This window comes from Pelotomaculum sp. FP, assembly GCF_004369245.1.
Lineage (GTDB): Bacteria > Bacillota > Desulfotomaculia > Desulfotomaculales > Pelotomaculaceae > Pelotomaculum_C > Pelotomaculum_C schinkii.
This window is the reverse complement of the sequence record NZ_QFGB01000021.1, coordinates 26,767-39,164: the sequence shown is the minus strand read 5'-3', so window position 1 is coordinate 39,164 and position 12,398 is coordinate 26,767. Positions and strand designations below refer to the sequence as shown.

13 protein-coding genes and 1 tRNA gene are annotated in these 12,398 nt (G+C 49.9%); 7 read left to right on the top strand and 7 right to left on the bottom strand.

Annotated elements, in window-relative coordinates:
* Positions 1-510: 510 nt before the first annotated feature.
* Complete coding sequence (locus tag Psfp_RS10120; RefSeq protein WP_348981132.1) at positions 511-732, top strand: helix-turn-helix domain-containing protein; 222 nt, start codon at positions 511-513, stop codon at positions 730-732.
* Between the two features lie 102 nt (positions 733-834).
* The gene (locus Psfp_RS10115) at positions 835-2,310 is read left to right on the top strand and encodes a tyrosine-type recombinase/integrase (protein ID WP_134218420.1); all 1,476 of its coding nucleotides are present in this window, start codon (positions 835-837) and stop codon (positions 2,308-2,310) included.
* Positions 2,311-2,478: 168 nt separating this feature from the next.
* On the opposite strand, the gene Psfp_RS10110 is transcribed toward Psfp_RS10115, so the two are convergent.
* Positions 2,479-2,564, bottom strand: a tRNA-Leu gene (locus Psfp_RS10110).
* Between the two features lie 871 nt (positions 2,565-3,435).
* On the opposite strand from Psfp_RS10110, the gene Psfp_RS10105 reads away from it, so the two are divergent.
* Together Psfp_RS10105 and Psfp_RS10100 are read left to right on the top strand one after the other, a co-directional pair.
* Entirely contained in the window at positions 3,436-3,657 is a 222-nt protein-coding gene (locus Psfp_RS10105; protein ID WP_134218419.1) for a NifU family protein, read from the top strand.
* 217 nt (positions 3,658-3,874) lie between these two features.
* On the top strand, positions 3,875-4,096 hold the full coding sequence (locus Psfp_RS10100) for a NifU family protein (protein WP_153189516.1): 222 nt from the start codon (positions 3,875-3,877) through the stop codon (positions 4,094-4,096).
* A 52-nt stretch (positions 4,097-4,148) separates the two neighbouring features.
* Here the strand turns inward: Psfp_RS10100 and Psfp_RS10095 are convergent, their stop codons facing one another.
* Positions 4,149-4,973, bottom strand: a complete 825-nt coding sequence (locus tag Psfp_RS10095; RefSeq protein WP_134218418.1) for a carbon-nitrogen hydrolase family protein — start codon at positions 4,971-4,973, stop codon at positions 4,149-4,151.
* Positions 4,974-5,258: 285 nt separating this feature from the next.
* Between Psfp_RS10095 and larA the strand changes: the two genes are divergently transcribed.
* Positions 5,259-6,509: a nickel-dependent lactate racemase gene (larA, locus tag Psfp_RS10090; RefSeq protein WP_134218417.1), complete on the top strand. Its 1,251-nt coding sequence runs from the start codon at positions 5,259-5,261 to the stop codon at positions 6,507-6,509.
* 96 nt (positions 6,510-6,605) lie between these two features.
* Here the strand turns inward: larA and acs are convergent, their stop codons facing one another.
* The 3 genes from acs to Psfp_RS10075 all read right to left on the bottom strand — a co-directional run bounded on the left by acs (position 6,606) and on the right by Psfp_RS10075 (position 9,538).
* A complete protein-coding gene (gene acs / locus Psfp_RS10085; RefSeq protein WP_134218416.1) occupies positions 6,606-8,582 on the bottom strand; it encodes an acetate--CoA ligase in 1,977 nt (658 codons plus the stop codon).
* A gap of 324 nt (positions 8,583-8,906) precedes the next feature.
* Positions 8,907-9,314 (bottom strand): spore coat protein, encoded by a 408-nt coding sequence (locus tag Psfp_RS10080; protein ID WP_192895361.1) that lies wholly within the window; start codon positions 9,312-9,314, stop codon positions 8,907-8,909.
* Between the two features lie 17 nt (positions 9,315-9,331).
* Positions 9,332-9,538: a spore coat protein gene (locus Psfp_RS10075; RefSeq protein WP_134218414.1), complete on the bottom strand. Its 207-nt coding sequence runs from the start codon at positions 9,536-9,538 to the stop codon at positions 9,332-9,334.
* Positions 9,539-9,707: 169 nt separating this feature from the next.
* Between Psfp_RS10075 and Psfp_RS10070 the strand changes: the two genes are divergently transcribed.
* The gene (locus tag Psfp_RS10070; protein WP_134218413.1) at positions 9,708-10,019 is read left to right on the top strand and encodes a hypothetical protein; all 312 of its coding nucleotides are present in this window, start codon (positions 9,708-9,710) and stop codon (positions 10,017-10,019) included.
* Between the two features lie 94 nt (positions 10,020-10,113).
* Here Psfp_RS10070 and Psfp_RS10065 read toward each other — a convergent pair whose 3' ends face one another.
* Together Psfp_RS10065 and Psfp_RS10060 are read right to left on the bottom strand one after the other, a co-directional pair.
* Complete coding sequence (locus tag Psfp_RS10065) at positions 10,114-10,746, bottom strand: CBS and ACT domain-containing protein (protein WP_134218412.1); 633 nt, start codon at positions 10,744-10,746, stop codon at positions 10,114-10,116.
* A gap of 127 nt (positions 10,747-10,873) precedes the next feature.
* Complete coding sequence (locus Psfp_RS10060; protein ID WP_134218411.1) at positions 10,874-11,290, bottom strand: hypothetical protein; 417 nt, start codon at positions 11,288-11,290, stop codon at positions 10,874-10,876.
* 580 nt (positions 11,291-11,870) lie between these two features.
* Here Psfp_RS10060 and Psfp_RS10055 point away from each other — a divergent pair.
* Positions 11,871-12,323, top strand: coding sequence for an Hsp20/alpha crystallin family protein (locus Psfp_RS10055; RefSeq protein ID WP_134218410.1), 453 nt, complete (start codon positions 11,871-11,873; stop codon positions 12,321-12,323).
* Positions 12,324-12,398 lie beyond the last annotated feature (75 nt).

The following is a 12,398-nucleotide window of genomic DNA, read 5'->3' as shown; positions in this document are numbered from 1 at the left end:
GCGGGTTTTTCGTGTTGTTGCCGGTCTATAAAAGTCCATTGGTTGTCGGTGAGCTTTTACAGGTTGACAACAGCCCCTTGTTCTTTGACAAAGAAAGCGCGCTAACCACGCGCAGTGCAGGGCAAATCGGATACTTTCGGTCTATGCCGAGCCGGACGGCGGGTGCGCCACGACTTCCCCAAGGGAACGAGCGAAAACCACCCAGAGCCGCAAAATAAGCATGGCAGCTTATAGGGCGACGACGCATAGGCCGGTACAATGATACTTCCGTCCAGCCACAGTCCGAGCGTTAAAAGCGTCGCAGGCAATGGGGACGGCCCGCCAGTATGGGGGAAGGTGAAATTCCTATGAGAACGGTTAGCCGCCGTCTGTCCGATAAGCCCATAAAACGATAGAACCAAAACAAAACCGCAGGTCAGGGGTCGCCCTTTTGCACGAGCGATATGCGTAACATCATGGGTGCACCCCTGCTGCCTGCATTGTATTTCCGAGCAGAAAAGGGCTGATACCTTGCTGAAAAACAGTGAAGCTTATAAGCTGGTCTTTCGGGATTACCCGGATGTGGTCAATGTTGAGCAAATGTGTGAAATGCTTGGCGGTATCAGCACAAAAACAGGATACCGCCTTTTGCGGCAAAATCAGATCAAGCATTTTAAGATAGGCAGAACGTATAAAATCCCCAAGCTTCATATTTTTGAATACCTGGCGGTCGTGCAGGAATCCGATGCGTAAAACATCGTTCGCACATTTGTAAATCGTTTTAGAGCCTGTTACACTAAACCCGTCAATGGTAGGTGAATATAGGCTGTTACTGATTTAAGGAGGCAAGAATTCATGGTAACAGGACATCTACGAGAAAAAAACGGCTATTTCCACATAATCCTCACCTATAAGGACGGGACCGGAAAGCGCAAAACTAAGTCCGTCAGCACGGGACTTCCCGTCAAGGGGAATAAAAAGCGCGCCGAAACGCTGCTTTGGAAAACCAGGCAAGAGTTTAATCCCGACACGGCAATGAGTGACAAAAACATGTTGTTTGCAGTCTTCTTAAACAAATGGCTGCAGGAGGTTATCAACAGAGTGGACGCCGACACTTACGCACTCTACGCGTATGCTGCCAAAACCTTCATCATCCCTTACTTTAAGGATACCGCCGTTACGGTGGCGAAAATAAAGCCGGGGGATATCGAAGTCTACTATCAGTATGAGAGAACAGAAAAAAACGCCTTGAACACCGCCCTGCTCCAATATCACGAGGTCATCAAGGAAGCCTTGGCCTATGCCGTGGAGCTTGAACTGATCCGGGACAATCCGGCCGACAAGATAAACCCGATCTCCGGCGAGGTGCGGATACTGTTTACCGACTTCCTGCTAGAATGGCTGGAGATGATCAAGCACAATGTGGAAATGACCACCTACGCCTCTTACGCTATGTGCATCAAGAGCTGCATTATTCCTTATTTTAAGGAGTTCAAGCTTACGCTGAAGGAAGTGACGCCCAAGCACATTCAGGATTATTACCAGTACGAGCTGAACGAGAAAGGCGTAAGCGCCTGCACGGTAATCCATCGCCACGCCAACATTCGCAAGGCCTTGCAGTACGCGTTCAAGGTGGGCCTGATCGCCTTTAATCCCGCCGACCGGATCGAGCGCCCCAAAATCGGAAAATTCGTAGGTAGTATTTACGATGCCAACGAATTGGAAGCCCTGTTCGCTGTCGTGAAAAACAAGCCGATAGAGCTGGCCGTTATCCTGGGCGCGTTTTACGGGTTGCGCCGCAGTGAGATCGTCGGGCTGAAATGGGACGCCATTGACTTTGGAAAAAAGACGCTGACCATCAAGCACACCGTAACCGAGGTAAGGGTGGACGGAAAAGCCATCATCGTGGAAAAGGACCGCGCCAAGACCAAGTCGAGCCGCCGCACCCTGCCGCTGGTAGAGCCCTTTGAAAAGCTTCTCCGGCAGATGAAGACGGAGCAGGAGCGCAATCAAAAAGTATGCGGAAAAGACTATTGCCGGGAGTATCTGGGCTACATTTACGTGAACGAGTTGGGAGAGCGGGTCAAGCCGGGCTATATCACTCAGAATTTCGCGCTCATGCTGAAAAACCATGGCTTGAAAAAAATCCGTTTTCACGACTTGCGCCATAGCTGCGCCAGTTTGTTGTATGCCAACGGGGTCAGCCTGAAAGAGATCCAGGAATGGCTAGGGCACAGCGACATATCAACAACGTCGAACATCTACACGCATTTGGATTTCAGCTCCAAGGTCGCTTCAGCCAACGCCATCATCGGCGTATATCCCTCCTGACATCCCTCCAAAACGGCGGAATGCCAGGTAAATAGGGAGATAAGAGCACTGCAAATTTGCGCTAAAACGGTTTATGTGACGATATGCCGGGCGGCAAACAGGAAGGTGCCGCGAGAAAAGAAAAAGCCCTCGAATCCGCTTGTATCGCGGTTCAAGAGCGATTATTTCTGGTGCCGATGGCCGGAGTCGAACCGGCATGGAGGTTATCCAACGGTTTTTGAGACCGCCGCGTCTGCCAATTCCGCCACATCGGCAAGTTTATTTCAATTTCCCTCTCCATCATCCGCCTTTGGAATTTGGAGGGATATGGTGGAGGGATATTAAAAACCATAGAGGCTATTCGATTGTCAAGAACCCGGCAACCACGCGGGTTTGGGAGCCGCCGACCGGTCGAAAAGGGCTTTTCGCGCACTAGATTTTGAGTGCGGTGCGTCTGCCAATTCCGCCACATCGGCAAATTTATTTCAATTTCCCTCTCCATAATCCGACTTTGGAATTTGGAGGGATATGGTGGAGGGATATTAAAAACCCTAAGACTATTCAGTTATCAAGAACCCAGCAACCACGCGGGTTTGGGAACCGCCGACCGGTCGAAAAGGGCTTTTCACGCAGTAGATTTTGAGACCGCCGCGTCTGCCAATTCCGCCACATCGGCATATATAAGCAATGACTATTTTAGCAGAAATCAGTTCCCCAGTCAATGGGCCTGGTGAGGTGGTTGTGTTTGTTCTGTGATAATGTCACCCTGAAATATTTCTGAGAAAATGTCACCCCCTCTCTGGGTAAAATGGGAGGATGATATTATCAATGACACAGGATGAACGAAACAAGCTTTATGTCGCCCGTTGCTTTCTGGCAGAAAAACGACCATAGCGAAGCAAGATATTCTACGTCTTCGTCTTGGCGAACGCCGGCCGCGGCGGCAGGTAGAGACAAGGAAAGGAAGCAAAAGAACCGTCCCCCTGCTGCCTTATAAAATTATCTTATAGTTGTCCGCAGTAGTGACTATATTTATTTTCTTGTCATAGACTGTGGTAGCCTGTAGAATGAGGTTTGGACAAAGGTCACAGGGCCGGCTGGTTCAATTACCGACTTGTAAGGTAGACCAAAAGGGGGTGCGGGAATATGAAAGAAAAAGTACAGGAGGCTCTAAATAAGGTGCGTCCTTATTTGCAAAGAGACGGCGGAGACGTTGAACTTATTGATGTTACGGACGACGGGGAAGTCAAGGTGCGCTTGAAAGGCGCCTGTGGCGGCTGTCCTGGCGCACAGATTACCCTCAAGCAGGGCATTGAGCGGGTGCTTAAGCAGGAAATTCCTGAAGTAAAACGAGTAACTCCCGTTTGAGTTTAATAAGGAAGAAAAACCCTTGCTCTACCAGTGCAGGGGTTTTATTTTTTTCGACAGCTTATAATTAAAAATACTTATGCTTAATGTTGAGAATATAAGGTTTTCTTCTTGTATTAAATCATTTCAGCAGGTAAAATAGGGTTATTGGCAGACAGGCTACATAAAAAGAGGTTTAGACAATAATAATATCTCTATGTGGAAAGGAGGTTTAACCATGAAGGAGAAGGTTGAAGCAGTCTTAAACAAAGTTCGCCCTTACCTGCAAAGGGATGGCGGTGATGTCGAACTTGTTGATGTAGATGCAAATGGCCTGGTCAAGGTACGCCTGAAAGGAGCCTGCGGTGGCTGACCGGGCGCGACAATCACCCTCAAGCAGGGGATTGAGCGGGTGCTCAAGCAGGAGATTCCCGAGGTTAAAAGCGTGATTGGGGTTTAAATAGTTACAGCCCCCTGTTGAACAAGCAGGGGGCTTTTCGTATCTTCAAGAGCTATTTTATCTGGTACAGGTCCGGTCGCCGGTGTTTTAGTAAAGGCAGCTCTTTCCTTATTTTGGCCACCAGGTCAAAATCAATATCTGCATAGATAATGGTTTCCTCACCGCCGGCACGCGCGGTTATGTGCCCCCAGGGGTCGACTACCGTTGAATGGCCATAGCAGATGTAGCAAGCTTGTTCATTTGTGGCCTGCCCAGCGCCTACAACGTAAGCCTGGTTGTCAACCGCCCGTGCTTTTAGCAGTAGTTCCCAGTGCGCCGGCCCGGTGGTCATGTTGAAGGCGGCCGGGATGATAATTATCTCGGCTCCCCTCAAAACCATCATTCGGCTGAGTTCCGGAAAGCGGATGTCGTAGCAGACGCATACGCCGATCGTACCCAGCGGGGTTTCGACAACAGTGGATTCGCTGCCGGCTCCGAGTGCTTTTGATTCCTGGAAACATGGGCCGTCTTCAATGCCCGCATCGAAAAGATGGATCTTTTGGTGCTTGCCCAACAGTTCGCCGCCGGGGCCAAAAATAAAGCTGGTATTGTAAATGACGCCGTCTTCCAACTCGGGAATTGAGCCACCGACCAGGTAAACTTGTTCCTGCTGGGCGGTCTCTGACAGCATGGCCGTGGTTTTGCCATTCGGGTACTCTTCGGCGAATATTGGGAAAGCCGATGTTTTGTAGGGGCAGTTAAACATTTCCGGCAGGATCACAAGCCGGCTGCCCTGTTTTGCCGCCTCCCTGATCATGGAACGCGCTTTAGCGTTGTTGATATCCTTATCCTCTGTTACCGGCATCTGGCAGATGCCGATTTTTAAAGGTTCCCTCAATTCATACCCACCTTTTTATAACAAAATATCCCCAACAAAAATATCCTCAACAATTAAAAAAGTCAACCCCATTAAGTCTGGATGATAAAACCCGTTATAGCCGGCTTCCTTATATTTGCATTTTTGAATGTAAGTATTAGGGGTATACTCCATCTCGGGTAGTTCAATATGACTCAATCAAAGTGCCGGCAGAGAATTATAGTATAAAGTGATATGTTAAGATAACTCTCAATATTAGTTAGGTTAGCTATTAGACATACAGTATCTATCTGGAGGTAAGCTTTTTTGAGCAGCTATTTGTTGCCCTACGGAAGTACTTTTGAGAAGGTCAGCCTGCCGCCCAACTGTAAAGCCCGTTTACTTACTCCTAACCGGGTTGAACCGGCGGAAAACCCCATAAGAGAAATTAAACGGGCACTCAATGAACCTATAGGCAGTATCGGCCTGTCTGAACTTGCCGGCCCCAAAAAAAATGCTGTTATTATTGTCAGTGATCACACCCGCCTGGCCCCAACCCAAATTTTTTTGCCTTACCTGGTTGAGGAAATAGTCAGGGGCGGTATCAGCACAGATGACATAGCCGTGGTGGTTGCCACCGGCGCCCACCGGCCTGCTGCCGGCGCTGAGGTGAGGGAGATAGTGGGGGCGGAAATCTATAACACTCTGGAGTGTTTGAACAGTTCGCAAGAGCCGCAGGATTGTGTGGAAGTGGGAAGGACCTCGCGGGGGACTCCTGTGCAGGTATTTCACCGGGTGGCAAAGGCTGATATGAAGGTTGCCACCGGCAACATAGAACCCCACTGGATGGCTTCTTTCTCTGGAGGAGCGAAGGCGCTCGTGCCAGGAACCGCCTCCCGGGTTACTATTGAAAAAAACCATGCTCTCAGCGTAGTAGGGCATATTTCACGGGACCCCGGCCAAAACACGGTCAGGGCCGACCTTGAAGAGGCCGCGGCTTTAGCCGGTCTGGAATTTGTCTTCAATGTTGTGGTCGACCACCATGGCCGTCTGCTCAAGGCTTTTGCCGGTCACCCGGTACAGGCGCACCGGGCCGGCTGCCTGCTTGCGGGCCGGGTTTATTATGCCGATCCGGGCCCGCCTGCCGATATAGTAGTCGCCTCAGCGGGAGGCGTGCCCAAGGACCAGAACCTTTACCAGGCTATTAAGGCTCTGCAAAATGCCGCCGCAGTGGTTAAGCCAGGCGGCACGGTGGCTCTGGCTGCCCGCTGCCGGGAAGGCTACGGCAACCATGTCTTCCGTGTCTGGGTGGAGGCGGGGCGGAGCGAGGCTGAGACCCTGGAGCGTTTTTCCCGCGGCTTTGTCCTGGGCGGGCATAAGGCGGCAGCGGCTGCCAGAGTAACTCAGAAGTGCCGCGTTCACCTGGTGTCCGGTCTGCCGGGCCAGGTGGCGGAGATGCTGCATTGCCGGCCTTACAGGTCCTTGCAGGAGGCCGTGGAGGGGGCCTTGGGGCGGGTGAAAACAGATAACCCGGACGTGGTGATAATGCCCTACGCGGGGTTGACTTTTTGTTGGTAGATTTTCAGGTTGGCAACTCACGCACGATGCGCTATTTAAGTGGTCAGGCTGCTTGTGTGTATTTTCATGTTATTAACAGGCTCGCCTGATTCACGATCAGTTTACCGTATTCAAAAGGTCATTGATTACGGCGCGATCTGCCAGGGTAGTGGTGTCACCAAGTTGATCAATGTCGCCGGAGGCGATTTTCCTCAGAATTCTCCTTAAGATCTTGCCGCTCCTGGTCTTGGGCATGGCGCTGGTAAAATGAATTACGTCAGGTGACGCGATGGGACCGATTTCTTGACGAACATGCAGGGTAAGTTCGTACCTGAGCTCTTCTGTTAGTTCTACAGAGTCTTTAAGAGTTATATAGGCGTAGATGCCCTCACCCTTGATGTCATGAGGATAACCTACTACCGCCGCTTCCGCTACCTTGGGGTGCGCTGCCAGTGCGCTTTCTACCTCAGCGGTACTCAACCGGTGCCCTGAAACGTTGATTACGTCGTCCACACGGCCCATCAGCCAGATGTAGCCGTCCTCGTCCCGCCGGGCCCCGTCGCCTGTGAAATAAACGCCGGGATACTGGACAAAGTAAGTATTTTTAAACCTCTCCGGATCGCCGTAGACCCCGCGCATAATTCCCGGCCAGGGCTTGGTGATGACCAGGTAGCCGCCCTCGTTTACCCCAGCCTCGCTGCCGTCCTGGCGGATAACTTTCGGGTTGACTCCAAAAAACGGCAGGGTTGCGGAACCTGGTTTGGTGGAGATGCATCCGGGCAGGGGTGTGATTAATATTCCCCCGGTTTCAGTCTGCCACCATGTGTCGACAATAGGCGCTTTTTCACGGCCTATGACATAATGGTACCACATCCAGGCCTCGGGATTTATGGGCTCACCCACTGAGCCTAGAAGGCGCAGGCTGCTCAGGTCACGTCCCAGCGGCCAGTGGTCTCCGGATTTAATCATGGAGCGCAGAGCGGTGGGAGCTGTATATAATATACTGACCCGATATTTCTCTACGACTTCCCAGTACCTGTCCGGTTCAGGATAGTGCGGCACCCCTTCAAACATCAGGGAAGTTGCTCCTGCCGCCAGCGGGCCGTAGACTATGTAGCTGTGCCCGGTAACCCACCCGATATCGGCCGTGCACCAGTAAACGTCCTCATCACGGTAGTCAAAGACGTATTTGAACGTTGTTGCGGCATAGACCATATAACCACCTGTAGTGTGCAGCACCCCTTTGGGTTTTCCCGTGCTGCCGCTGGTATAAAGGATAAAGAGGGGATCTTCGGCATCCATAACCTCTGCTTCACAGAAAGGGGAAGCCGCGCTCATCAAATCATCCCAATATTGGTCCCGCCCTTCGACCATGTTGCAATCTTTTTCAACTCTTTTTACCACGATACAGTTCTTTACGTCAGGACAGCCTGCAAGGGCCAGGTCCACGTTAGTTTTACTGGGGATCAACTTACCGGCGCGCATACCGTAGTTGGCGGTAACCAGTACATTGGCCTTGGAATCAAGGAGCCGGTCCCGCAACGCTTCGGCGCTGAACCCCCCGAATACCACGCTGTGGATGGCCCCGATCCTGGCACAGGAAAGTATTGCGATGGCCAGTTCAGGGATCATCGGCATATAGACAGACACGCGGTCGCCTTTTTTTACGCCAAGACCTTTTAGCACGTTGGCAAATTTGCAGACCTCACGGTAGAGCTGCAGGTAAGTAAAAGTCCTGCTCTCCTCCAGTGGCTCGCCCTGCCAGATCAGGGCCGCCTTGTTTCTCCGCCATGACCTCAGGTGGCGGTCCAGGCAATTATAAGAGGCATTCAGTTTGGCCCCCCGGTAGTAGCGTACAAATACGTCATCCTGGAAGCTGTACTCTTCAACAGCCTCCCACTTTTTGAACCAGTCAATATGCTCCTCAGCCATTTCGCCCCAAAATTCATCCGGCTTTTCTATAGACCTTCGCCACATTTCTTCATATTGCTTGCGGCTGTTAATGCGGGCATTCTCTATAAAGCTCTGTGGCGGGGAGATAATCCTTTTTTCAATGAGCAGGGTATCTACACTTCCGCTTTTCTTTTCAGTCACTCTTTTTTCACTCCTCTTAACGGCCGGCCATGCAAGCCGCTGCTCCATTGTGTTCTAAGGTCAGCTGTAAGTCTGTAATGAGAGAGCTTATAGGTTCTCTTTATAGTACACGATTATGATTCTGTATGTAATAATTTTGGTTTCAGTAATCATAATAGGAAGTTCAAATGCATTATCGGCAGTTAAATGGTTGAACTATTTGGAAAAAGAAAGGTAAACCCCCTGTGAAAAGGGGGCGGAGAAAATGGCGATTTAGTGAGCGGTGGTATATTGCGTTATGGTATATTGCCTTTGGGAATATCAAGCAAAAAAAGACAGCTGTCATCAGGTTAGCGGACCCTGGGGAGGACGGTAAAAGACCTGCTGTTGGGATGTTCCAGCCGTCTGCGGCAGCCCCAATCCGGTTTGGTACGTATAAAGCGGGATATTTGACTGGGTATGCTGCTGTATGCCAGCCGGCTTTGCTCCGGTTCGCTGTATCTTCCGGAGTTCCTGATTCCAGCTGTTCATATGCTGGCTGACCTGGTTTATACCGGCCCGGGCAGGCTGGTACCAGCCCCTGTTTTTCATTTCATTGAATATTTCAAAGTGGATTTGGTGCTCATCTTTGAGTATGCCCATAAAGGTTTCTCTAAGCCGGTTATCGGCTGATTCCATTATGGCCAGGTTATAGCCTCCGGTGATGTATTTCTGGGTTATCAGGGCATCTGAAAGACGTTCTTTCTCGTCCAATATCGACACTTCCTCCTTTATAATTGGGACTGAGGAATCAGATTTTGTACGCTTTGAAGTATCTTCTCGTAGTGAGTACGGTGCCTGTTGGCGATATCTTTATATAATTGCCGCAGCCCCGGGTCGCCGGACTGCTGTGCCCAGGCGTCGCTTTTGGCGATAGCAACGGCCTCAGCCCTCAGCTGTTCACCAATGTGGAGGAGTTCGCCTTCCGTCAACTGCATTGATAATTAACCCCCTTTGTTGTCAGGGCTAGTTTGGCTAAAATTGGGGGAATTAATTCAAATAGTTAAAATTTCAAAAAAATTTAATAAAAATTAATTCAATAGGAGGATTTTTTGTAAATATTCAGAATATAATGGATAAAAGGGCTGACTTCTTAGGAGGGATAGCATGGATCAGAATGACTGTGCTTGTGGGGTTAACTATACTTACCGTGAACTGGAGGATTTTTTGCTCAACAGCCCTGAAGTGCTGGAGGTCGCGGTGGTCCCTGGACCTGACGTGTGTGGTGAGGTGTATGCCTTCATAGTACCCCGGTCGGGTGTTTTCAATCCGGTAAGGCTGGAACTCGCTTTCCAGTGCAAGCTGAAGAATTACGGTCTTAAAGGCTTCATCGAGTACCGGGAAAGCCTGCCGAAGAGCGGCACAGGCAAGCTTTACAGAAGGGAATTAATGAATAAAGCCGCCTGCTGTCAGCGCTGAGCAAGGGTTCTCTTGGAGCTGCAAAATTAATTTGCATGAAAAGCAGAATTGCAGGCAATTGATAATTTAACCTGCAATTCTTTGCGTTTTGTTGTTAACCTTCAAAGGTTACCTTATAGCCTTTTTCCTGCAGTGCGGCCACCAGCGGCCCCGGGTCAATTGTCCCCAGGCGCAGCATTATTTCAACGTTCTCATTGTCTTTATATACGACGATTGACGCCTTTATAAGCACTCCAAAATCCTTAACCACCTGGGTAATATCGGCCAGCAAGCCAACCCGGTCCTGCGCTTCCAGCAACAGGCGGGTGCCAGCCTTGCCGTAACCGAAAAATCTGATCAGAGCGTCAAAGATATCAGTTACGGTAATAATCCCCACCAGTTTGTCTTTTTCCAAGACGGGAACGCTGCCAATCTTGTGCTCCCGCATCAAGAGCGCAGCCTCTTCAAGGGTAGTGTTTGGTTGAACAGTGATAGGAGCCTTCACCATAATCTCGGCCACGGTCATTTTAGCCAGGAGTTCGTTCAGCTCAAAGATACTAAGGGAGGTGGCGGGTGACGGGGACACTGTCAGAAGGTCTTTTTCGGTAACCAGACCTTCCAGTTTTTCTCCTGAGACTACCGGCAGTTGTCTGATTTTATGCTTCTTCATAATAGCCAGAGCGTCAAAGACAGTCATTTTCTTGCTGATTGTGACAGGCATCCTGGTCATGTAATTTTTAACAAACAACGTGCATACCCCCTTTATATCTCTTTATACCATTGTAATGCATATTTGGTCTATGGGGCAATATGGAAAATGGTTTGGCGCTGCCTCCCGGCATGGTTGTGCAAAAACCCCGGCCTTGATTAGAGCATTAGCGCCTTCTCCTGGCAGGTTTCAGAGAAAAATAGGCGGTGGCAAGCAGTACAAAACCAATTGCCAGGCCGGCGTAACTTGCCAGTACGCTGACCACGCCGCCGCCGATTAACGAGCCAACGGCCTGTCCGGCCGATTGAGCCCCCTGCTTTGCGGTTTGAACCGCCTGGGGACCGTAAAAAACCGGCAGGATCCAGGATGCCGCAGGTATGGCCAGACATTCCACAGCCAATAACAGGCAGGCTCTGGACCAGATTTTTTGCACCGACGCAGCATTGTTGTAAAAGAGAAAAGCGCATATCGCCCAGCCGGCCAGGAATACCGGCCAAGTGGCCTTGATAGCTGCCAGGGAGACCAACAGGTAAAGAAGCAGACCGGCTATTAACCCCGCAACGATAGCATTAAAGATTTTCATAACTTTCCCTCCTTTCCTTTTTGCTGTAAGTCTATGCTTGTCTCAACACGAATATTTCCATTTTTATGGTGGCCCGGGGTATAAAAAAAGACCTCGTGTAAGGTCCCAAGGGCAAATATACATCGACCTGATAGAGGCCGGTATTATATTTATGGTTTTCTGCGACGGGGAGGCCTGTTCTGGAAATAAAGGACAGTGACCACGCCGATAAAAAAACCCAGCAGAAGGATCGATCCTATAATTACAGGCAACTTCCGATCACGCCTTCCTTTTTTGCTTGCATTATACCACACCTTTTTCCGATTCGGTAGTGCAGGCAAACCGGGCGGGAGTAAGGCAATGCATATATTTTTTTTTATCCGGGTAAATTTTCATAAGATTACCCAATGCAAATATTGACACCGGAAATAACGTGACTTATAATAAGGTCAAAGAAAGTCAAAATCAACTTTTCGGGATAATCCCCCGGAGGATTATCGGACACATTTAAATATACTGCCGGGAGCCTATTGAGTGTGTCCGGTAAGGTTTGACTTGCGGGATCGCAACCCCCGCCAGAATATCACAGGAGGTGCTCTTTATGGCTATTGTAAGATGGGATCCTTTCCGTGAACTGAACACTCTGCAGCATTCCATTAACAGGCTTTTTGACGATAACTTACGCTTCCTGAGGGCGCCTGAGACGGCTTTGGCCCAGGGAGGAGGGGCCTTCCCCGTTGATATCAAGGATACCCCTGAGGCTCTATTGGTTACCGCGGAGCTGCCCGGCTTCAACAGAGAAGATATTAAAGTAAACTTCACCGACAACATGCTCTCCATTAAAGGAGAGCGTAACAGGGAAGAAAAAGAAGAGGGCGAAAACTATCTCAGGGTTGAACGCAGCTATGGTTCTTTCAGCCGCTCCTTCTCTGTGGATGTACCGGTAAAACAAGGTGAGATTAAAGCTCGCTACCAGGATGGTGTGCTGGAAATTACCCTGCCCAAGCAGGATGAGGCCGCAAAGAAAGAAATTAACGTGGAAATTGAAGGTTAACTATACAGGCTCCCGGCAGGTTGATATTTTACGGCTGAAACGAGGGAAAACCCTCGCTTTTTTATAAATCAAAAG

What these genes read in the sequence shown, in the direction of transcription:
- Psfp_RS10105 (WP_134218419.1), top strand. Translation starts at nt 3,436, where the DNA reads ATGAAAGAAAAAGTACAGGAGGCTCTAAATAAGGTGCGTCCTTATTTG.
- Psfp_RS10070 (WP_134218413.1), top strand. Translation starts at nt 9,708, where the DNA reads ATGGATCAGAATGACTGTGCTTGTGGGGTTAACTATACTTACCGTGAA.
- Psfp_RS10115 (WP_134218420.1), top strand. Translation starts at nt 835, where the DNA reads ATGGTAACAGGACATCTACGAGAAAAAAACGGCTATTTCCACATAATC.
- Psfp_RS10075 (WP_134218414.1), bottom strand. Translation starts at nt 9,538, where the DNA reads ATGCAGTTGACGGAAGGCGAACTCCTCCACATTGGTGAACAGCTGAGG.
- Psfp_RS10055 (WP_134218410.1), top strand. Translation starts at nt 11,871, where the DNA reads ATGGCTATTGTAAGATGGGATCCTTTCCGTGAACTGAACACTCTGCAG.
- Psfp_RS10060 (WP_134218411.1), bottom strand. Translation starts at nt 11,290, where the DNA reads ATGAAAATCTTTAATGCTATCGTTGCGGGGTTAATAGCCGGTCTGCTT.